This window comes from Curtobacterium sp. 18060 (assembly GCF_902706105.1).
Taxonomy (GTDB): domain Bacteria; phylum Actinomycetota; class Actinomycetes; order Actinomycetales; family Microbacteriaceae; genus Curtobacterium.
On record NZ_CACSJV010000008.1, the window covers coordinates 1 to 21,644 of the forward strand.

Genomic DNA, 21,644 nt, shown 5'->3' on the forward strand with positions numbered 1-21,644 from the left:
GGCGAGCTTGGGGTGGGAGACCTGCCGCGCCGCGCGTCTGATCACGCGCGGCATCAGCGAAGCCCCCATCACCACGTCTGCGCGGAACCGCCGCGTTCGGGTCGCGTCGGTTCGGTGCGGACGACATGAGCCGGGTCCATACCCGACGGTAGGGATGCTACGCCGGAGCACCGACAGATGACACCCCTCAGTCGTCGAACGAGGAATCCGTTGCCGTGTCGTGTTCTTCGCGGACACTGCCCGCTCCCGTCCGCCGTCCGGGGCGTCGGAGCAGCCGGAGCGCGTCGGGTCGCAGGCTCCGCCCGCGCCGCAGCAGCGAGCCGAGCGTCGACTTCGGCTGCCAGTCACGACCGTTGGGCAGTCCCCAGCCGCGGCGGACCGCACCCCAGCGCAGACCGAGCGACAGCGCGATCGCGGCCACGATCCCGATCGACGGCGACCCGAGGGCGGACGCGACGACCATGACCACCGACGCCGCGACGGCCACGGTGGCGTACAGCGCGTTCCCGCCGAACACCGCGGGTACCCGGCGGAGCAGCAGGTCCCGCATCGCGCCGCCGCCGACCGCCGTGATCGTGCCCATGATGATCGCGGCGGGCCACTCCAGGCCGGCGTCGTAGGTGCGCTGCACCCCGACCACCGCCCAGAACCCGATCACCGCGGCGTCGAGCACGGTGAACAACCGGTCCCAGGTGATCTCGGAGAACGACACGAAGAAGGCGATGAGTGCCCCGGCCAGCGCGACCGGCACGTAGAGCGGGTCGACGAGTGCGACCGGGGGGCCGTTCTGCAGCAGGGTGTCGCGCAGCATGCCGCCGCCGAGCCCCGAGACGAAGCCGACGACCAGGAACCCGAACAGGTCGAAGTCCATCGCGCGGGCGATCGATCCACCGAGCAGGGCGGACGCGAACACCCCGGCGAGGTCGAGCACGTTCGTGACCGACGCCAGGCCATCGACGGACAGCAGGTTCATGAGAACCATCAAACCCCACGCCGAACGACTGGCGGGCCGAACGGCGGTTAGGTTAGCCTCACCTACGTCATGCTCGCCACTCTCGTCATCGGCCTCCGTGAAGGCCTCGAAGCGACGCTCATCGTCGGCATCATCGCCGCGTTCCTGCGTCGCAACCGTGTCCCCGTCGCCCCCATGTGGTTCGGCGTCGGGGTCGCCGTCGTGCTCAGCATCGGCGTCGGGTTCGGCCTGCAGGTCGTCGAGCAGGCCCTGCCGCAGGCGCAGCAGGAGGGCATGGAGGCGATCATCGGCATCGTCGCCGTGGTCTTCGTCACCGGCATGATCGTCTGGATGCGCACCCACGCGCGCACCCTGACCAAGGAACTCGAGGCGAGCGCGACCGAGGCGCTCGGCCGCGGCACCGCGTGGGCACTGGCCGGCATGGCCTTCCTCGCCGTGCTCAAGGAGGGCTTCGAGACCGCGGTCTTCCTCCTCGCCACCTTCCAGGCGTCGTCGGACACCGGTCTCGCCGCCCTCGGCGCGGTCATCGGCATCGCGGGCGCCGTCGTCATCGGCTACGGCATCTACACCGGCGGCGTCCGGCTGAACCTGTCGAAGTTCTTCACCGGCACCGGCGTCTTCCTGGTGTTCGTCGCCGGCGGGCTCGTGCTGACGGTGCTCCGGCGCGCGCACGAGGCCGGGTGGATCGTCATCGGGCAGCAGCGGACCGTCGACCTGTCCTGGCTCGCCCCGAACGGGTCGGTGCAGGGTGCGCTCGTCACGGGCGTGCTCGGCATCCCGCCGGATCCCCGGGTGATCGAGGTGCTCGGCTGGGTCCTCTACGTCGTGCCCGTCCTCGCCCTGACGCTCTGGCCCCGCGCCTGGCGTCCGTCGTCGGCACGCGTCCCGATGGTCCGCGCCACCGTCGCCGGAGCCCTCGCGGTGGCCGCAGCCGCGCTGGCGATCGCCGTCCCGACGGGCGGCGTCGACCTGCCCGGCTCCGCCACCGTCCGCGGCGACGCCACGTCCGTCTCGGCGGACATCCACGGTGCGTCCGGCGTCCTCCGCGTCGCCGGCACCACCACCGGCCAGGAGGCACGGCTCACGTTGCCGACGTCGGCCCACCGCCGCGTGACCCGTGCGGGCGTGGCCGCCGACCGGTGGCGGATCCGCACGTCGGCCACCGCCGCGGACCGCCCCACCACGCTGACGCTCGACGACCTCGTCGACCTGTTCGGCCGGATCCCGGTCGGCGTCTCGCCGTCGACGAACCCCGGCCCGTTCACCGCCCGCTGGGCGGTGCGCGACACCGTGACCCTCTGGACGGTCCGTGGTGGGGTCCTGGACGCCACCCGCGACGAACGCACCGTGCTGACGCTGAGCGGTGGGGGCCTCCCGTCCGCCCGCACCACGACCCTGGACCGCTCCGTGTGGTCCGTCCCCGACTCCCGCGTCGAGCAGACAGCCACCTCGGTGGCGGCCGCGGACTCGCGGGCTGCCGAGCTGCTGCTCTGGAAGGCCTGGTTGCCGATCGCCCTCGGCGTCGCAGCCGCCGCCCAGGCGCTGCTCGCGCTCCGTGACCGCCGTCGTCGTCGGACGGCACCCGTGAACCCCACCCCCGAAACCGTCCCGACACGCGGCCCACCCGCCGGGGACCCTGCAAGGAGCAACGACTATGCCGTTCGGTAAGCCCGTTCGACCCCTGATCACCCTCGGCGCCCTCGGCGTCGTCACCGCCCTCGCACTGACCGGCTGCGCGAGCTCCGACGGTGCCTCCGACAGCTCCACCGACGCCGCGAAGGTCTCGCGCGTCACCATCACCCTGACGAACGACGGCTCGGACCAGTGCAAGGTCTCCGAGACGAAGGTCCCCGCCGGGCCGGTCACGTTCTCGGTGAAGAACGAGTCCTCGACCGCCATCACCGAGGTCGAGCTGCTGCAGGACCAGCGGATCCTGGGCGAGAAGGAGAACCTCGCACCCGGCCTCGACGCCGTGCAGTTCACCGCGACCCTGACCGGTGGGGAGTACCAGGTGTACTGCCCCGGAGCTGACACCGAGCTCACCGACTTCACGGTCACGGGCAAGGTCACCTCGACCGCGAACAGCAGCGCCGCCACCCTGCTCGACGAGGGTACGAAGGGCTACGCCGACTACGTCGACGGCCAGGTCACCGACATGGTCACCGCGGTCGAACTGCTGCAGAAGGACATCGACGCCGGCGACCTCGACGCCGCGAAGACCGACTACGCGAACGCCCGCCCGTTCTACGAGCACGTCGAGAGCGACGTCGACGGCTTCGTCAAGAAGGGCCACAAGGCGACCGACAACGCCGGCAACCTCGACTACCTGATCGACATGCGCGCCTCGAACCTCGACCCGGCCGTCGGCTGGAGCGGGTTCCACGCCGTCGAGAAGGACCTGTTCCAGGCGGGGGAGATCACCGCGTCGACCAAGAAGACGGCGGCCGACCTGACCGAGAACGTGCAGCTGCTCGCGAAGCTCGTCCCGACGCTCGACTACAAGCCCGAGGACCTGGCGAACGGCGCCGCCGGCCTGCTCGAGGAGGTCCAGTCGAACAAGGTCACCGGTGAGGAAGAGGCGTACAGCCACATCGACCTCGTCGACCTCGCCGCCAACGTCGAGGGTGCCCGTCAGGCCTTCGCGTACCTCAAGCCGGGCCTGACGAAGCTCGACCCGACCCTGACGAAGCAGATCGCGAAGCAGTTCGACGCGACGAACACGATGATGGACGGCTACCGCAACGCCGACGACCTCGGCGGCTTCGACACGTGGGACGCGGCGACCAAGAAGTCCGACGCGAACCGCATCTCGCAGCAGATCCAGGCGCTGCAGGACCCGCTGTCCCGCCTCGCCGAGAAGGTCGCCACCGCGTGACGCAGCCCGACGACGACCGCGCAGCCCGTACCGGGGTCTCCCGGCGCGGGCTGTTCGGCGCGGGACTCGCCGCGGCCGGAGCCGGGGCGGGCGCCGCGGTCGGCATCGGCGGCGCGACGGTCGCGACGGGGGTCAACCCGTTCACGGCGGCCGCCAACGGTGACGAGTCCATCGACCTGTCCCAGAGCCACCCGTTCTACGCGACCGCCGCACGGCAGCCGCAGGGCGGGGTGCAGACCGCCCCCCAGCGGTACTGCGTCTTCATGACCTTCGACCTGTCCACCAGCGTCGCGACCGACCTGCAGGTGCTCCTCGCCCGCTGGTCCGCGGCGATCGCGCAGCTGCAGGCGGGGAAGACCGTCGGCAGCGTCGAGCCCGCGCACGGTGACGGCGTCGGCGCGGACACCGGTGAGGCGCTCGACCTCGGCCCGGCGTCCCTGACGGTCACGGTGGGGTTCGGCCCCGGCGTGTTCGACGAGCGCTTCGGGTTGGCCGACAAGCGTCCGGCGGACCTCGCCGACGTGCCTCGGCTGCCGAGCGACAACCTGCAGGCCGGACTGACCGGCGGCGACCTGTCGTTGCAGGCCTGCGCCGACGACCCGCAGGTGGCGTACCACGCCGTCCGCGACCTGGCCCGGATGGCGCGGGGGACGGCGACCGTGCGGTGGACCGTGCTCGGCTTCGGTCGTGCGTCGGCCGGCCCGCACCAGACGACGCCGCGCAACCTGATGGGCTTCAAGGACGGCACCAGGAACATCACGACGGACGAGGACCACGACCGCTTCGTGTGGGTCGACGACCCGGGCGACGGTGCGGCGTGGATGACCGGCGGCACCTACCAGGTGGTGCGGAAGATCCGGATGAACATCGAGATCTGGGACGCCGACGTCGTCAGCGACCAGCAGCGCGTGTTCGGTCGGACCAAGATCGAGGGCGCACCATTGTCCGGTGGGACCGAGCACACGACGCCGGACTTCGCGGCGACCGACGGCGACGGTGCCACGAAGATCGACGTGACGTCCCACATCGCCCTGGCCGCCCACGAGGCGAACGGCGGGGTGAAGATCCTGCGTCGTCCGTACAACTACACCGACGGCCTCAACGAGTACGGCCAGCTCGACGCCGGGCTGCTGTTCCTGGCGTACATGAACGACCCGGAGCACTTCACCCGGCTGCAGCGGAAGCTCGGCGCCTCGGACCGGTTGAACGAGTACATCTCGCACATCGGTTCCGCGGTGTTCGCGATCCCGCCGGCACCGCGCAAGGGGTCGTACATCGGCGAGCAGCTGTTCCGCTGACCGTGTCCGGAGCGCGCTGACGCCGCTGGGGGAGAGGGCGCCCTCCGCCGTTTCCCTGGAGGCGGAGGGCACCCGCGCCGCGGGGTCTCGTCGAACGGAACCACCGCCGACCTGAGAGGCGACCCGGCGCGACGCGTCGCGATGCGACAGCCCCGAGAGTACCCCGCCGATCCCCGGATCCGCAGTGCGAGCGCTGCTATGGGACAGGGAGCGCGGCAGCGGATCCGCGCGCGGTGCGCGCCGGACGCGATCCGTGCCTCCCGGCGCGACGGAACGGGCCGCCTCACGGTGGTGAGACGGCCCGTTCGTGTCGGACTGGAGGCCCGGTGTCAGTCGGTCTGGACGCTCGCGTTGGTCCGTGCGCGCTTCCGGCGCACGGCGACGAGTGCGGTGATGCCCGCCAGCAGGAGCAGGCCCGCTGCGATCCCCGGCGCCGTCAGGTCCGCGCCCGTGTAGGCGAGGTCACCGCCGGCGTTCGTCGAGTCGGACGGGTCGCCCGCCAGGTCCGTGCCGGTGCCCGTGTCCGTTCCCGGAGCGTTGCCGGTGCCGTTGCCGGCACCCGGGGCGTCCCCGTTGCCCGCGCCCGGGTCAGCCGGGTCCGTGGGGTCGGTCGGGTCCGTGGGCTCGGTCGGGTCCGTCGGGTCGACGGCCGCGGCGAGCGGGATGGTCACGGCGAGCGTGATCGTCTGGCCGCCCGGCAGGGTGACGACGAGCGGCTCGTCCGTCGTCGCGGCGGCACGGGCAGCCGTCCGGACCGTCGCTGCGTCGGCCGACGACTCGACGGTCGGCACGGCGAAGGTCAGCGTCGCACGACCCTGCTCGTCGTTCGTGTCGACGATCGTCGGGTCGATCTCGGCGGTGGCGAGCTCGACGTCACCGGCGCTCACCGACACGGTGCCGGCTGCAGCGGGGTCGTCGCTGCTGAACACGAGCGACGACAGGTCGATGCTGATCTCGTCACCGGGCTGGAACCCGCCCTCGGGGGTCGGCGTGACCGTGGTGCCGACGGCACGCTGGTCGGACGGCGGGGTGACCGTCGGGTTGGCCAGGAAGTAGTCCACCTGCGCCTGCAGGTCGACCTGGCCCGAGTCGGCGATGTTCGCGCCGGTCGCGAAGGCGGCGAAGTTGTCGCCACCGGTCGACAGGAACGAGTTGACCGTCACCTTGAGGGTGTCGTCGAGGGCGATCGACTCGCCGTTCAAGGTCATGCCGGTGATGCGCTCGCCACGGCCCTTCGCGGGGTCGTAGGTGTACGCGAAGCCGTCCGAGACGCCGAGCTTGAGGAACGGACGCGGCAGGCCGTCCGGCTGCCACTGCTGCTCGAGGGCGTCCTTGATCTGCTGGCCGGTCATGTCCTCGGTGACCAGGGTGTTCGCGAACGGCTGGACGAGCGCGGCCTCCTTGTAGGTCACCGTGCCGTCCGGGTCGCCGGCGCCGCTCGACGCGTAGACCATGTCCGTGCGCAGCCCGCCGGGGTTCATGAAGGCGATCTGCGAGCCGTTGCGCTCGGTCGCGGAGCGCTGCACTTCGGCGATGGAGTTGCCCAGGACGGACTCGCCGCCGCGGTTCTCGGTCGTGCGGTCCGACTGCACAGCACGACGCAGGTCGCCGGTGATCTCGCCGAGCTTCTTGCTGCCCTCGACGTCGGCGACGGCCTTCGCAGCCGTCACGATGTCGGCCACCGCGTCCACCGAGGTGGAGTCAGCCGGCACGCGGGTCTCACCGTTGACCGACTTGACCTCGGACGTGATGCCGGTGAGCTGCTTGTCGGCGTCGACGGTGAGCTGCAGGTGCCCGAAGTTCACGCCGTAGGAACCGGTCTGGATCACCGGGCGGGTCGTACCGTCGGGACCCGCGATCTGGTGGTTGTAGGTCGCGTGGGTGTGTGCGGAGACGATCGCGGACACCTTCGACGAGACGCCCGAGGTGATCGTGCCGAACACGCCGGACCCGGTCGCGTCGGCGAGGGCGTTCGTGGGAGCACCCTCGTGCACCAGCAGGACGAGCACGTCGGCCTCGCCGTTGCTGTCGACACCGTCGGTGAGCTGGTCGGCGTACTTGTTGACCTGGCTGACGATCGGGGCCATCGCGAGGCCCTCGACACCGCCGGGGCTGACGAGCCCCGGGATGAGGTCCTCGGTGGTCGCGCCGATGAAGCCGACCTTCACGCCGCCCTTCTCCACGATGGAGTACGGCTCGAACGCGGGGTCGGTCGTGCCCTGCTTGACGATGTTCGCCGAGACGTAGGGCCAGTCGGCCCGGTCCTCGATGCGCCCGGTCAGGTCGTCCTGGCCCTTGTCGAGCTCGTGGTTGCCGATCGCGCTGACGTCGAGGTCCATGGCGTTGAGCGCATCGATCGTCGGGGCGTCCTGCTGGATCAGCGAGGTGAACGTCGAGGCACCGACGTTGTCGCCGACGCTGGCGAAGATCGTGTTCGGGTTGGCCTCGCGGTACGACTGCACGACACCGGCGAGCTTGGCGGCACCGGCAGCCTTGTCGACGGCGGTGCCCTCGGACTCGATGCGGCCGTGGAAGTCGTTGACGTCGATGATGTCGATCGTCGTGTCGCCCTCGGCGGCGACGGCGGTGGAGGGGACGGACAGTGCGACGAGCACACCCGCGGTGGCGAAGGCCGCGCCGCTGATGATGCGCCGTCGGCGGCGCGGAGAGGAGTGGAGTTTCATCGTCGGAGAACCTATGAGGACGCACAGCCGACCCGCCAGTGTCGGGTCGAAGTCGTCACACGACGTTCACATGAGCTGGGGTTCCTGTGCGATGAGGGGACGGAGCGTGCGGTGGGCGATGCGCAGCCCTTCGAGGACCTTCTCGTCCGTGCCGCCCCAGAGCGGGTCCTCGTGCTCGACCGACAGGGTGCCGTCGAACCCCGCTTCGTACAGGCGGTCGACGACGTGCGGCCAGTCCACGACGCCACGGCCCGGCACCCGGAAGCGCCACCAGCCCATGTCCCACGGGTCGTCACCCTTGTCGACCTTGCCGAAGAACCCGTACGCGTCGCGCTTCCGGGGGAAGAGCTCGAGGTCCTTCGCCTGCGCGTGCACGATGTGCTCGGCGAACGGCAGGATCGTCTCGACCGGGTCGATGCCGATCCAGGTCAGGTGCGACGGGTCCCAGTTCAGGCCGAAGCCGAGGCCGGTGACCCAACCCCAGAGCTCGGGGGAGTACGCCAGGTTGCCGGGGTAGCCGTCCGGGTGCCAGCCCTCCATCACGCAGTTCTCGATGATCAACCGCACGCCGCGCTCGCCGGCGTAGTCGACGAGCTCGGGGAGGACCCGGTTCCCTTCTGCCATGTTCTCCCGCACCGACCTGCTGTTGTCGCGGCCGATGAACGTGCCGACGTACGGCACGCCGAGCACCTGCGCGGCATCGATCGCGTGCTTGAGGTGGGTGCGGATCTCCTCGCGGCGGTCGAGGTCCTGGTGCAGGTTGTTCTCGTAGTACGCGAGCGCCGAGATCTCGAGGCCGGTGCGGTCGAGCAGGTCACGGGTCGTAGCGGCGTCCTCGTCGGTGAACGTCGCCACCGGCAGGTGCGCCGCCTCGAAGTCGCGGCCACCGGTGCCGGGCCACACGCCGACCTCGAGCCGCTCGTACCCTTGCTCGGCAGCGAAGGCCGCGATGCGGTCGAGCGACCACCCGGGCAGGCAGGCCGTCAGCATGCCGAGCTTCACCGGATCTCCCGCCACGTGGTCTCGGCCGCGCTGGTGATCACGGCGTCGATGATGTCGGCGGAACGTGCGCCGTCCGCGAAGGTCGGCAGGCCGTCGGGGGCCGCACCGGTGCGGACCGCCGTGTAGGTGTCGGCGACGAACGCGGCGAAGGCGTCGAGGTACCCCTGCGGGTGCCCGGACGGCACGAGCGCCAGACGCCGCTGGTCCGGGTACCCCTGCGACGGGTCGCGCACGACGATCTGCGCACCACGCTCGTTGCCGAACCACGCGGACTCGGGCTGTTCCTGGTCGAAGGCGGCGCTGCCCCGGGTGCCGTCGACCTCGAACCACAGGCGGTTCTTCCGGCCCGAGGCCACCTGCGAGATCACCACGTTGCCGATGCGGCCGGTGCCGGTGCGGAACGTCGCGACCGCGGTGTCCTCGGTGGTGACCTCGGCCCGTTCCGCAGCGTCGGCGACCGGGTCGGGGTCCGGGGAGCCGGAGAACGAGGGCCCCGACGCCGCGGGCCGGGTCGGGTAGACGATGTCGGTCGCCGCGGACACCGAGGTGAAGCGCTCGCCGGTGACGAACTCGACCAGGTCGCACCAGTGCGAGCCGATGTCGGCGAACGCGCGGGACAACCCGCTCGAGGTCGGGTCGACCCGCCAGCTCGAGGCGTCCTCGTCGAGCATCCAGTCCTGCAGGTAGTGGCCGTGCACGGCGAGGAGTCGACCGAGGTCGCCGTCGGCGATGCGCGCGCGGATCTCACGGATCATCGGGTGGTAGCGGTACACGAACGGCACCGTGGCGACGACACCGGCGTCCGCTGCCGCTGCGACGAGTTCGGCGGCCTGCGCCGGGTCGATCGCGAGGGGCTTCTCGCACACCACGTGGATGCCCGCGGCGATGACCGCCATCGCCTGCGGGTGGTGCTGGTCGTTCGGCGTGCAGATGTGCACGACGTCGGGGGCGTCCGCGATGACGTCGTCGAGCGAGGCGTACCCACGAGGCAGGTCGAGTTGCGCCGCGACCTGCTCGGAGCGCGATGCGTTCCGGCCGAGCACCCCGAGCACCTCGGCACCGGCGGCCCGGGCCGCGCGGGCGTGGACCCCCGCGATCATGCCGGTGCCGATCACGACGACGCGGAGGCGTCGTCCTTCGTACCCACTGCTCATGGTGCTCCCTCGCGCCGAACTGTCACCACCGTAGCGGCCCGGCCGTCCACCGGGGCCGATGAGTACGGTCGGAGGCATGTCGAGCCTCCAGACCAGCCTGCTCATCCTCGGAGCCAGCGGCGACCTGTCCAAGCGCCTGCTCCTGCCGGGTCTCGCGACCCTGCTCGAGGTCAAGGACGACTGGGACGTCCAGCTCATCGGGGCGGGTGTCGAGGACCTCTCCGACGCCGACTGGAAGGCGCAGGTGCGCGAGTCCTTCGAGAACGCGCAGGCGTCGAAGAACGAGGGCGACGAAGGGGCGGAGGGCGACTCGTCGCTGTCGGAGCGGCTGCAGGCCGTGATCGACGCGTCCTCGTACCGGAAGGCCGACGTCACGAGCGCCGACGACCTGCGCGCGCTGCTCGGAGCCTGCGACCACGACCCCGCGATCTACTTCGCGCTGCCACCGGCCGTGACCGAGAAGAGCTGCGAACAGCTCGCCCACCTCGACCTGCCGAAGCGCACCCGCCTCGCGCTCGAGAAGCCGTTCGGCACCGACGCGGCCAGCGCCGAGCACCTGAACGACCTGCTGCACTCGTTCATCCCCGAGGAGCGCATCCACCGGGTCGACCACTTCCTCGGCCGTTCGACGGTGCTCAACCTGATCGGACTGCGCTTCGCGAACCGCATCATCGAGCCCCTGCTGTCCTCGCAGCACGTCGAACGCGTCGACATCGTGTACGACGAGACCCTCGGGCTCGAGGGTCGCGCCCGCTACTACGACAGGGCCGGCGCCCTCACCGACATGATCCAGAGCCACCTGCTCCAGGTCATGGCCGTCGTGGCGATGGAGGCACCGGCGTCGATCGACGCCGACGACCTGCGGACCCAGAAGGAACTCGTGCTGCGCGCCGTGCGGCCGTGGGGCGGGGACGTCGTCGCCGCCGGCAAGCGCGCCCGGTACACCGCGGGCACGGTCGGCGACCGCAAGCTGCCGTCGTACGCCGACGAGGACGGGGTCGACCCGTCGCTCGGCACCGAGACCCTGGCCCAGCTGACCCTCGAGATCGCGAACTGGCGATGGGCCGGCGTCCCCTTCACGCTGCGTTCCGGCAAGGCGCTCGCGAAGCAGCGCCGCGAGATCGTCATCACGTTCAAGGACTCCCCGCAGGTGCCCGTCGGTCTGTCCGGCGCCGCCCAGCCGGACCGGCTCCGGATCTGGATCGCCCCGGACGAGATGCAGCTCGAGCTGAACGTCAACGGGCCCGGCGACCCGTACACGATCGACCGCACGAGTCTCGAGACGACGTTCAACCCCGGACGACTCAGCGCCTACGGCGAGGTCCTGGCCGGTGTGCTCGAGGGCGATGCGACGCTGTCGGTCCGCGGTGACAGTGCCGTGCAGGGCTGGAAGGTCGTCGGACCGTTCCTCGAGGCGTGGAAGGCCGGCACGACGCCGCTCGACGAGTACCCGGCCGGGTCGAGCGGTCCTGAGGACTGGGACAACATCGACGCCTGAGCCGGACGGCGGCGTAGCGTCGGACGACGTGACCACCATCGACGACGTCCTGCAGACCGTTCCCGAACCCGCCGGCGCCGACATCCGTGTCGAGCCCGTCCACTACGACCACGAGGGCACCGACCTGCTCGGCGTGCTCGCGAAGGACACGGCCGTTGCCGGTCCTCGCCCGGCCGTCCTGGTCGTGCACGACTGGCACGGCGTGAACGAGCACGTCGAAGCGCGCGTGACGATGCTCGCCCGCCTGGGCTACGTCGCCTTCGGTGCGGACATCTACGGTGCCGGCGTGCGGCCCGGTGACGACACCGCCGGCCAGGTCGCCGGGTCGTACTACCAGGACCTGCCGTTGCTCCGGGCACGTGCGACCGCCGGCCTCGAGCGGCTGCGACAGGACCCCGACGTCGATCCGGCCCGCATCGTCGTCATCGGCTACTGCTTCGGCGGCTCCACCGCGATCGAGCTCGCACGCACCGGCGCGGACCTGGTCGGAGCGGTGTCGTTCCACGGTGGCCTCATCACGCACGACCCCGCCGACGCCTCGGCGATCCGGGCGAAGCTGCTCGTGCTGACCGGGGGAGCGGACCCGGTCGTGCCCGACGACGCCGTGCACGCCTGGCAGGACGAGATGCGCACCGAGCCCGGCGTCGACTGGCAGGTCGTCACCTACGCCGGGGCCATGCACGCGTTCGCCGTGCCCGGGACCGACGCGCCCGACCACGGCGCCCAGTACCAGGAGCGCGCCGACCGCCGATCGTGGCAGGCGCTGCGGGTGTTCCTGGCCGAGGTCTTCGGCGAGGAGGCCGCGGCGCTGTGACGCCGGGGGTTCGGCAGTCGCCTCGCGACACGCCGGGTGGAGCGGTCGGGCGGCCTCGATTGGCGCCCGGGCCGGAGCTGTTGTAGAGTCTTCCACGGCCGCAAGGCCACGCGCTCGTAGCTCAATGGATAGAGCATCTGACTACGGATCAGAAGGTTGGGGGTTCGAGTCCCTTCGAGCGCACAGTGCCGGTTGAACGGCATGACACCGAACAGACGAAGGGCCCCGGCGGATTCCGCCGGGGCCCTTCGTCGTTGGTGGTTCGTGCGCGAGTCGTGTTTCACCGACGCTGACGCCCGAGCAGCGCGATCCCCAGCACGACCAGCGCCACGACGACGAGCCCGACGACGACGAGCAGGGGGAGCAGGTCGATCGACGCGGTGTCGTGGCACTCGACGGTTCCCACGGCACAGGATGCGAGGACGGTCGTCGTGGTCATGGTCCGAGTGAAGCACGACGACGAGGTCGGTGTTCGCGGCCCTCGGTGCGCACCCGCTGGTGGCGCTGCTGATCAGTCGGGCCGACTTCGTGAGCAGAAATGGTCGGGTTCGTCGGCGGGACCCGACCATTTCTGCTCACGAAGCGCGCGGCACTGCCACGATCCTGCGAGAAGCACGTCACGCATCGGAACCATCCCCGGGACGGACGGGAGGCCCGTGGCGGTCTCGCCACGGGCCTCCCGTCCGTCGTTCGCTCGCCCCCACCCCGTGGGGTTCCGAGATCTCGGAACCTCGCGGGCACGCGCAGTCCTGATCGGAACCTCGACGGAACGCACGCGGGGTGTCGTGGAACCTCGACGCGCAGCGCGCCGCGTGTCGTGGAACCGCGCGCAGCGTCAGACGGCCGCGCGCACCTCGGCCAGCGACGGGTAGTCGGTGTAGCCCTCGGCGCCCGCGCCGTAGAAGAGCTCGGGGCGGGGCTCGTTCAGCTCCGCGTCCTGCTCCCAGCGGTGGGCGAGGTCCGGGTTCGCGATGGCGGGACGGCCGACCGCGATCGCGTCGGCGATGTCCTGGTCGTGGACGACGGTGATCGCTTCCTCACGCGTCGTCATCGCGCTGAAGCCCGAGTTGACGATGAAGGGTGCGCCCGCGGTGCGGCGGACGTGCTGCACCAGGTCACCGGTCGGCTCGGCGTGCAGGACGTCGATGAAGGCGAGTCCGAGCGGCGCGAGGCCCTCGGCGATCGCGGTGTAGGTCGCGCGGACGTCGGCCGCGTCGTCCTCGATGACGCCCTGGATGCCGTGCTCGGGCGACAGGCGGATGCCGGTGCGGTCCGCGCCGACGGCCTCGGCGACGGCGGTCGTGACCTCGATCGCGAAACGGGCGCGGTTCTCGGGCGAACCGCCGTACTGGTCGGTGCGGGTGTTCGACACCGGGGACATGAACTCGTGCACCAGGTAGCCGTTGGCACCGTGGACCTCGACGCCGTCGAGTCCGGCGGCGATGGCGTTGCGGGCAGCCTGCGCGAAGCCCTGCACGGCGTCCTGCACCTCGGCGGTGGTCAGCTCGTGGGGGACGGGCATGTCGGCCTTGCCCGTCGCGGTGTGGGTCTGTCCGGGAGCGGCGATGGCGCTCGGGGCGACGATGCGCGGTGTCTGCGAGATGTCGGGGTGCGAGACACGGCCACCGTGCATGAGCTGCATCACGATGGTGCCGCCCTCGGCGTGCACGGCGTCGGCGACGCGGCGCCAGCCGGCGATCTGCTCGTCGGTCTCGATGCCGGGCTGCCCGGGGTAGGAGCGGCCTTCCTGCACGGGCCAGGTGCCCTCGGTGATGATCATGCCGAGGCCCGCACGCTGACGGTAGTGCTCGACGAGCAGGTCGTTCGGGATGCCGTGCTCACCGGCGCGGGTGCGTGTGAGCGGGGCCATGACGACGCGGTTCGACAGGCGCAGGGCGCCGAAGGAGGTGGGTTCGAAGAGCTTCACGAGGGAGTGGAACGTCGTGTTGCTCGGTGCAATTCCCGCCGTCAGTCGCGCGGGCAGACCAGGGTCGACGAACGGACCTGGCCCTCGGGGCGGATCACCTGGTGCAGGGAGAGGGGCTTGCCGCAGATCGGGCAGCCGCGGTCCACCGATCGGTCGTCGACCCCCTCGGGGTGTCCGGCGCCGATCTGCGACGGTCCCATCTTGTTGATGAGCGTCGTGTTCCACCGTTCGTACCACTTGCCGAAGCGCCCCACGGTGCATCCTTTCGTTCGTGCACGAACCATTATGGCACCATCGGCCCCGGGATCACACCTGGTCGACGCGCTCCAGCAGTTCCGTCAGGTCGTCCTTGAGTGCCTCGAGGCGTTCCAGCGGCCACCCGAGCCGGTCCGCGACCGCCAGGGGGACCGCTCGTGCGCGGTCGCGCAGTGCCCGACCCGCCGTGGTGAGCGAGACCTCGAGTTGCCGTTCGTCGGCGGCGCTGCGGGTCCGGCGGACGTAGCCGGAGGCCTCGAGCCGCTTGAGCAACGGGCTGAGGGTGGCCGAGTCGAGCCGCAGTTCGCCGGCGATCTCGCGCACCGACCGGGGGTCCTGCTCCCAGAGTGCGAGCATCACGAGGTACTGCGGATGCGTCAGGCCCAACGGCTCGAGCAGGTCGCGGTACAGCCCGATGACGCTCCGGCTCGTGGCCGCGAGGGCGAAGCAGAGCTGCCGGTCGAGCGCGAGCGGGTCGGGTGCGGAGGTCATGCGCCCACGATACCGTTCGCCCACGAAGTGTTCCGGGGTCCTCTCACGATGCCGCGCGGGCGCTTCCATGCGTGAGCAGGATCCGACAGAACACCAGTCGATCAACGCGTGTTCTGTCGCACCATGCGGACACATCAGGTGCGTGCGCATGTTCCGACGTTCCACGCGTCGATCAACGGGTGGTTCGTCGGAAGGTGCGGACGCATGCGTCCGGCCGCCGCGCGGGGTGGGCGCACGCACGGGAGGCCCGGGGCCGGTCTCGTGGACCGGCCCCGGGCCTCCAGGCTGGGTGCGTCGACTACGCGCGGTGCGCGGGCGGGTGCCCCGACTCGTGCGCGTTGGCGTCCGGCGCCACGGGGAGGGCGTGCGACCCCGTGTGGGTGTCCTCGTGACCGGGCTGACCGGGCTGGCCCGGCTGACCGGCGACCGGGTGCGACCGCTCGAGCTTCGCGCCCTCGACGTCGACGTCCGGCACGATCCGGTCGAGCCACTTCGGGAACCACCACGCGCTCTGGCCGAGCAGGTGCATCGCAGCCGGGATCAGCAGCATGCGGACGACGAACGCGTCGATGAGCACACCGAACGCCAGCCCGAAGCCGATCGGCTTGATGGTGGAGGAGTCCGAGAAGATGAAGCCCGCGAACACCGAGATCATGATGATCGCCGCTGCCGTGACCACCGCGCGACCGGCGTGCAGCCCGCGCTGGACCGCGACCTTCGCCGAGGCGCCGTGGGCGTAGGCCTCACGCATGCCGGACACCAGGAACAGCTGGTAGTCCATCGCCAGGCCGAACAGGATGCCGATCTCGATGATGGGCAGGAAGCTCAGGATCGGCGCCGGGTCGTGCACGCCGAACACGGAGCCGAGCCAGCCCCACTGGTAGATCGCGGTCAGGCCACCGAACGACGCCATCACGGACAGGATGAAGCCCGCCGTCGCCGTGATCGGGACCAGGAAGGATCGGAACACGATGATCAGGATGATGAGCGACAGGCCGACGACCACCACGAGGTAGAGCGGCAGGACGTTCGACAGCTTCTCGGACACGTCGATGTTGGCGGACGCGTTGCCCGCGACACCGAGCGTGACCGTGCCGTCGTCGGTCGTGACGGTCTGCTCGCGCAGGTCCTTGACCAGGTTCTCGGTGGAGATGCTGTCGGGACCGCCGCCGGGCTTCACCTGGAACGCGATGATGTCGCGGTCCGACGAGGTACCGATCGGCAGGACGGCCTTGACGTCGTCGTTCTTCGCCAGGGCCTCGCCGATGGTGACCTCGGTCGCGGTGACGTCGGACTTGCTGATCGACTCCGGCAGGGTCGCGACGACGAGCAGCGGGCCGTTCTGGCCGGCACCGAACTCCTCGTCGAGGGCCTTGTACGCCTTGTACTGGCTCGAGTCGACGGACTCGGACGCACCGGTCGGCAGGCCGAGGCGCATCTGCGTCGCGGGGAGTGCGATGACACCGAGCACGGCGACACCGGCGACGAGCGTGACGATCGCGCGCCAGGTCTTCATCGGCTTGTTCGGCACCCGGGTCGAGCCGGTGTTGCCGATCTTCGCGCGCTCCTTCTTCCGCAGGATCCGCATCCCGATCAGGGAGAGCAGCGCCGGGGTGAACGAGGTGGCGATGAGGATCGCGAAGAACACCGCGACCGCACCGACCGTGCCCATCAGCCCGAGGAACGGGATGCCGGTGATGTTCAGCGCGAGCAGCGCGACGATGACGGTCGCACCGGCGAACACCACGGCGTTGCCCGAGGTGCCGTTCGCGAGGCCGATGGACTCGTGCACCTGCATGCCCTGCTTCAGCTGGGTGCGGTGTCGGTTCAGGATGAAGAGCGAGTAGTCGATGCCGACCGCCAGGCCCAACATCACCCCCAGCACCGGCGTGACCGAGATGAACTCGACCAGGCCGGAGAACGACAGCGAGGCAAGTGACGCCACGCCGACGCCGAGCACGGCGCTGACGAGCGGGATCGCCGCGCCGATGACGGTGCGGAGCATCAGGAAGAGCACGAGCGCGGCGATGATGACGCCGACGATCTCGCCCGGGCCGAGGATCGACGGCACGCCCTGCGCGATGTCGTTCGACACGGAGACGTTCAGGCCGCTGATGTCGGCCGAGTCGGCGTCGTCCGCGATGGCGGTCTTCGTGTCGGCGGGGACCTCGTAGGTCGACTTCGTGAACTGGACCGTGCCGATGGCGGCGCTGCCGTTCGACGACACGAAGCGGACGTCCTTCGACAGGTCGAGGAGCTTCGAGCCCTGCTCCAGCTCGTCGGCGCTGTCGTCGAGCTTCTTCGTGTTCGCGTCGATCGTCTTCTGCGCGTCGGCGATCTGCTGCTCGCCGGCGTCGATCTGCGCCTGCTGTGCGTCGATCTGGGCCTGCGCCTGCTGGAGCTGCGCCGCTGCGGCCTGCGCCTGCGCTGCCGGGACCGCTGCGGAGCCGGCTGCCTGCGCCTGGGCCTTCTGCGCGTCCAGCTGCGCCTGCGCGTCGGCGATCTGCTGCTTGCCGGACGTCAGCTGCGCCTTCTGAGCGTCGAGCTGGTCCTGTCCGGTCTCGAGCTTCGCGCGGCCGTCGGTGATCTCCTTGCGGCCGTCGACGATCTTCTGGCGCTGCTCGTCGAGCTGGTCCTGGGTGTCGAACCCGCTCGTCGCGCCCTTGACGCCGTCGAGCTTCTCGACCTTGCTCAGGAAGTCCGCGACCTCCGACTTCTGTGCGTCGGTGAACGCCTTGCCGTTCTTCGTCTCGAAGACGATCGTGCCGTTGCCGCCGTTCGCGGACGGGAACTTGTCGGCGAGCTCGTCCTGCACCTGACTGGTCTTGGTGTTGGGGATCGAGATCGCCGACGAGATCGTGCCCGAGAACAGGCTGTAGGTGACGCCGGCGACGGCCATGATCACCACCCAGGTGATGATCACGAGCCAGTGGCGTCGTGCGGAGAACCGTCCGAGACGGTAGAGGAGACCGGCCATGCGGTTGCCCCGTTCCTTTCGTTGCAGGTGCTGTGTGGAGCGGGGTGCGCCGGTGGACCCCTGGGGAGGGAAGTGTCAGTCGGTGGGCATGTAGCCGCTGCGGACGCTGTGCACGAGTCGTGCGAGCAGGGCGTCCCAGTCGGCGACGGACTGCTCGTCGATCGCGGGGCCGGAGGTGGCCAGCCAGTGTTCCGCGATCACGACGATGCCGCTCATGAGCGACTCGACGAGCAGGGCGGCGTCGAGGGGATCCGCCGCCGGGTAGCGACGTGCGACCTCGTCGCGGAGTCGTTCGGTGACCCGTGAGAACGCCGTCTGGGTGAGGACCGCGGCCTTCGGGTCGTCCTTGCCCGGGTCGCCGAGGATCCGGTACATGCTCGAGATCGCGGCTGCCAGGTCGGCTCCGCGTGCGGCGGACTCGAGCTCGTCGAACATCGAGGCCCGGCTGCCGTCACCGATCGGCGTCCGCGCCATGTCGACCAGGAACCGGTCGATGATCACGGACAGTTCCTGCTCGCACACGGCCAGCAGGACCTCGTCGAGCGAGGCGAAGTGGTTGAAGACCGTGCGCCGGGCGATGTCGGCCCGGGCGGCCAGGTCGTCGACGCTGAAACCACGACCCCCGCGCTCGTCGACCAGGTCGCGAGCGGCCTGCAGGATCGCCGCACGGTGCTTCGCCTTGAGGGCGGCGCGGCGGTCGGTCGTGAGGGTCACGAATGAGAACACTAGGTGCATCGATGCACTCGGTGCAACGACTACGAGTGCATCCTCAGGTTCGTACCCCGCGGTGGAAACTCGGTTCTGAACAGATGTGCGCGTGGTTGACTGCACCCAGCACGACCGCCGGTGCGACCGGCGGCGCGACCGCCAGAACGACCGCCGTACGAAGGAGTACTCGATGCCCGTCCGCCTGTCCCCGGAGACCCTCGACGAGATCGCCGCGAGCGGTGTCGCCGTCCCGACCTACGACCGCAGCGGGATCACCGCCGGCATCGTGCACTTCGGCGTCGGCGGCTTCCACCGCGCGCACCAGGCGATGGTGATCGACCGGCTGCTCCAGCAGGGCGAGGCGCGCGAGTACGGCATCTGCGGCGTCGGTGTCCTCGAGCAGGACCGCCGGATGGCCACGGCGATGGCGGAGCAGGGCGGCCTCTACACGCTCGTCCTCAAGCACCCCGACGGCACCCGAGAGTCCCGTGTCGTCGGCAGCATCGTCGACTACCTGCTCGCCGTCGACGACCCGGACGCCGTCGTCGAGAAGATGGCGCACCCGGACACCAGGATCGTCAGCCTGACCATCACCGAGGGCGGCTACAACTTCGACCACGTCACCGGCCAGTTCGTCGCGGACGAGCCCGGCGTCGCGGCCGACCTGCGTGGCGACGGACCGCCCCGCACCGTGTTCGGCCTGGTCGTGGCAGCGCTGCAGCGGCGCCGGGAGCGCGGGCTGGAGCCGTTCACCGTGATGTCCTGCGACAACATCCAGGGCAACGGCCACGTCGCCCGCGACATGTTCACCGCCTACGCGCGCCTGCAGGACCCGGCGTTCGCCGACTGGATGGACGAGCACGTGTCGTTCCCGAACTCGATGGTCGACCGCATCACACCGGTCACCGCCGACGAGGACCGCGCCTGGGTCCGCGACGAGCTCGGCATCGAGGACGCCTGGCCCGTCGTCGCCGAACCGTTCTTCCAGTGGGTGCTCGAGGACGACCACCCTTCCGGACGTCCGCCGTACCAGGACGCCGACGTGCAGATCGTCGAGGACGTCGAGCCGTACGAGCTGATGAAGCTCCGGTTGCTCAACGCCTCGCACCAGGGCCTGTGCTACTTCGGGTACCTTTCCGGGTACCGCTACGCGCACGAGGCCACGCAGGACCCGGCGATCGCCACGTTCCTGCGCCGCTACATGGACGAAGAGGGCTCGCCGACCCTGCACCCCGTGCCCGGCATCGACCTCGAGGACTACAAGTCCACCCTCATCGAGCGCTTCCAGAACCCCGAGGTCCGCGACACCCTGGCCCGGCTCTGTGCCGAGTCGAGCGACCGGATCCCGAAGTGGCTGCTGCCGGTGGTCCGCGACAACCTCGCCGCCGGCCGGCCCGTCACACTGTCTGCCGGCATCGTCGCGTCGTGGGCGCGCTACGACGAGGGCACGGACGAGTCCGGCGAGCCGATCCAGATCGTCGACCGGCTGGCCGAACCGCTGCACCGCATCGCCCTCACCCAGCGCGACGACCGGCTCGCCTTCATCGCGAACCGGCAGGTCTTCGGCGACCTGATCGACGACGTACGGTTCGTCGCGGCGTACCGCGACGCCCTCGACGGGCTCATCGCCGACGGCGCCCACGCCACGGTCGAACGCTTGTCGCGTTCTTGACGCGAGTCGCGCCCTGCGCGTGACCGGACGGCGGACGGGAGGCCCGGTGCCAGCTGGCGCCGCGCCTCCCGTCCGGTGCCCGGTCGCGTCACGGGCTAGGGTCGCGTCGTGAACCGGACCGACCGCCTGTACGCGCTCGTCGAGGAGCTCCGCGCCGCGGCGCCCGCGCTGCGGAGCGCGCGACGACTCGCCGAGCGGTTCGGAGTCAGTGTGCGCACGGTCGAGCGGGACCTGCTGTCCCTGCAGCAAGCCGGGGTGCCGATCTGGGCCGAGCCGGGGCGGACCGGCGGGTACACGATCGACGCCCGTGCGACGCTCCCGCCGCTCGGGCTGACCGTCGACGAAGCGCTCGCGGTGGCGATCGGCCTCGGCACGCTCGGCTCCAGCCCGTTCCGAGACGCGGCGCGCAGCGCTGCCCGCAAGGTCACCGCGGTGCTCGCCGAGGACGACGCCCGACGGGCAGTGCGACTCGCGAGCCGCGTGCACCTGCTGGAGTCGGGGGAGCGCACGCCTGCTCCCACGGCGCTCGCTGGTGCGCTGACGGGCGGGCGCGTCGTCCGGATGCGGTACCGCGACGCAGCGGGCGCGGAGACCGACCGCGTGGTCGAAGCGCTCGGGTACATCGGGAAGGGCGAGGACTGGTACCTCGTCGCGTGGTGCCGGTTGCGCGATGGCGTCCGTGCCTTCCGCGGAGACCGGGTGCTGGCGGTCGAGGAGACCGACGAACAGGCCCCGCCCCGGGTGGTCCACCTCGACGAACTCGACATCCCGCACGGCGTCCTGCGCCCCGTGCTCGGAGACCTGCTCGGGGACTGAGGCGCCAGATCCGCCTGCTGTTCGCCGAAACACCGACAGGACGGTGTCGCGGTGGTCGCGCATGCTCGACGAGTCCGGTCACGGTGGCCGGCCAGGAGGGCTTCCCATGCAGTTCGCATCCGTCCGGATCATCACCGACGACCTCGACGGGATGGTGCGGTTCTACGAACGCGTCACCGGGACCGAGGCGCGGCGGCCCGCACCCGTCTTCGCCGAGATCGTGACCGGCGGCGCCGTGCTCGCCCTCGCGACCCCGGCGACCGTGGCGATGCTGGGACCGGCCGCGCCGGAGCCCCGCACGAACGGCGGCGTGTTCCTCGAGTTCGTGGTGGACGACGTCGACGCCGCGTTCGCGGGGCTGCGTGGTGCGCTCGAGGACGTGGTGGTGCCGCCGACGACGATGCCTTGGGGCAACCGGTCGGCGCTGTTCCGTGACCCGGACGGCAACCTCGTGAACCTCTTCAGCCGCCCCGCTTGACCGTGTATTCTGTCAGTCACT

Annotated in this window: 18 protein-coding genes and 1 tRNA gene; 9 read left to right on the plus strand and 10 right to left on the minus strand. The window is 70.7% G+C overall.

The genetic code is table 11. The features are described from left to right. Positions 1-187 precede the first annotated feature (187 nt). Complete coding sequence (locus GVL05_RS06145; protein ID WP_123291876.1) at positions 188-973, minus strand: trimeric intracellular cation channel family protein; 786 nt, start codon at positions 971-973, stop codon at positions 188-190. A gap of 69 nt (positions 974-1,042) precedes the next feature. Here GVL05_RS06145 and efeU point away from each other — a divergent pair, with 69 nt between their 5' ends. From efeU to efeB, 3 genes are read left to right on the plus strand one after another with little or no spacing between them, the layout of a single operon-like run. Further along, positions 1,043-2,641, plus strand: a complete 1,599-nt coding sequence (gene efeU / locus GVL05_RS06150) for an iron uptake transporter permease EfeU (protein ID WP_159572267.1) — start codon at positions 1,043-1,045, stop codon at positions 2,639-2,641. Next, complete coding sequence (gene efeO, locus GVL05_RS06155) at positions 2,628-3,848, plus strand: iron uptake system protein EfeO (RefSeq protein WP_123291878.1); 1,221 nt, start codon at positions 2,628-2,630, stop codon at positions 3,846-3,848. The genes efeU and efeO overlap by 14 nt, the downstream gene beginning before the upstream one ends. After that, entirely contained in the window at positions 3,845-5,146 is a 1,302-nt protein-coding gene (gene efeB / locus GVL05_RS06160; RefSeq protein ID WP_159572270.1) for an iron uptake transporter deferrochelatase/peroxidase subunit, read from the plus strand. Before efeO ends, efeB begins: the two co-directional genes overlap by 4 nt. Before the next feature lie 329 nt (positions 5,147-5,475). Here efeB and GVL05_RS06165 read toward each other — a convergent pair whose 3' ends face one another. From GVL05_RS06165 to GVL05_RS06175, 3 genes are all read right to left on the minus strand, one after another. Beyond that, positions 5,476-7,830: a bifunctional UDP-sugar hydrolase/5'-nucleotidase gene (locus GVL05_RS06165; RefSeq protein ID WP_159572272.1), complete on the minus strand. Its 2,355-nt coding sequence runs from the start codon at positions 7,828-7,830 to the stop codon at positions 5,476-5,478. Positions 7,831-7,896: 66 nt separating this feature from the next. Further along, complete coding sequence (locus GVL05_RS06170; RefSeq protein WP_159572274.1) at positions 7,897-8,832, minus strand: sugar phosphate isomerase/epimerase; 936 nt, start codon at positions 8,830-8,832, stop codon at positions 7,897-7,899. After that, positions 8,829-9,986 carry a Gfo/Idh/MocA family protein gene (locus tag GVL05_RS06175; RefSeq protein ID WP_235035877.1) on the minus strand — a complete coding sequence of 386 codons (1,158 nt, stop codon included), beginning with the start codon at positions 9,984-9,986 and terminating at the stop codon, positions 8,829-8,831. The genes GVL05_RS06170 and GVL05_RS06175 overlap by 4 nt, the downstream gene beginning before the upstream one ends. A 76-nt stretch (positions 9,987-10,062) precedes the next feature. On the opposite strand from GVL05_RS06175, the gene GVL05_RS06180 reads away from it, so the two are divergent. The 3 genes from GVL05_RS06180 to GVL05_RS06190 all read left to right on the plus strand — a co-directional run bounded on the left by GVL05_RS06180 (position 10,063) and on the right by GVL05_RS06190 (position 12,481). Beyond that, positions 10,063-11,484 (plus strand): glucose-6-phosphate dehydrogenase, encoded by a 1,422-nt coding sequence (locus tag GVL05_RS06180; RefSeq protein WP_159572276.1) that lies wholly within the window; start codon positions 10,063-10,065, stop codon positions 11,482-11,484. 28 nt (positions 11,485-11,512) lie between these two features. Continuing rightward, entirely contained in the window at positions 11,513-12,298 is a 786-nt protein-coding gene (locus GVL05_RS06185) for a dienelactone hydrolase family protein (protein WP_159572278.1), read from the plus strand. A 110-nt stretch (positions 12,299-12,408) separates the two neighbouring features. Further along, positions 12,409-12,481: transfer RNA gene (locus GVL05_RS06190), tRNA-Arg, on the plus strand. A 97-nt stretch (positions 12,482-12,578) separates the two neighbouring features. Here GVL05_RS06190 and GVL05_RS06195 read toward each other — a convergent pair. From GVL05_RS06195 to GVL05_RS06220, 6 genes are all read right to left on the minus strand, one after another. Further along, the gene (locus GVL05_RS06195; RefSeq protein WP_159572282.1) at positions 12,579-12,737 is read right to left on the minus strand and encodes a hypothetical protein; all 159 of its coding nucleotides are present in this window, start codon (positions 12,735-12,737) and stop codon (positions 12,579-12,581) included. 396 nt (positions 12,738-13,133) lie between these two features. Beyond that, positions 13,134-14,225 (minus strand): alkene reductase, encoded by a 1,092-nt coding sequence (locus GVL05_RS06200; protein WP_159572284.1) that lies wholly within the window; start codon positions 14,223-14,225, stop codon positions 13,134-13,136. A gap of 41 nt (positions 14,226-14,266) precedes the next feature. Then, entirely contained in the window at positions 14,267-14,479 is a 213-nt protein-coding gene (locus GVL05_RS06205) for a hypothetical protein (protein ID WP_173169183.1), read from the minus strand. 52 nt (positions 14,480-14,531) lie between these two features. Next, a complete protein-coding gene (locus GVL05_RS06210) occupies positions 14,532-14,972 on the minus strand; it encodes a MarR family winged helix-turn-helix transcriptional regulator (protein ID WP_159572286.1) in 441 nt (146 codons plus the stop codon). A gap of 298 nt (positions 14,973-15,270) precedes the next feature. Beyond that, on the minus strand, positions 15,271-17,949 hold the full coding sequence (locus GVL05_RS06215) for an MMPL family transporter (RefSeq protein ID WP_159572288.1): 2,679 nt from the start codon (positions 17,947-17,949) through the stop codon (positions 15,271-15,273). Between the two features lie 75 nt (positions 17,950-18,024). Continuing rightward, positions 18,025-18,663 carry a TetR/AcrR family transcriptional regulator gene (locus GVL05_RS06220; RefSeq protein ID WP_159572290.1) on the minus strand — a complete coding sequence of 213 codons (639 nt, stop codon included), beginning with the start codon at positions 18,661-18,663 and terminating at the stop codon, positions 18,025-18,027. A 184-nt stretch (positions 18,664-18,847) separates the two neighbouring features. Between GVL05_RS06220 and GVL05_RS06225 the strand changes: the two genes are divergently transcribed. From GVL05_RS06225 to GVL05_RS06235, 3 genes are all read left to right on the plus strand, one after another. Then, entirely contained in the window at positions 18,848-20,329 is a 1,482-nt protein-coding gene (locus GVL05_RS06225) for a mannitol dehydrogenase family protein (RefSeq protein ID WP_159572292.1), read from the plus strand. Between the two features lie 108 nt (positions 20,330-20,437). After that, complete coding sequence (locus GVL05_RS06230) at positions 20,438-21,145, plus strand: YafY family protein (RefSeq protein ID WP_159572294.1); 708 nt, start codon at positions 20,438-20,440, stop codon at positions 21,143-21,145. 106 nt (positions 21,146-21,251) lie between these two features. Further along, on the plus strand, positions 21,252-21,623 hold the full coding sequence (locus GVL05_RS06235) for a VOC family protein (protein WP_159572296.1): 372 nt from the start codon (positions 21,252-21,254) through the stop codon (positions 21,621-21,623). Positions 21,624-21,644 lie beyond the last annotated feature (21 nt).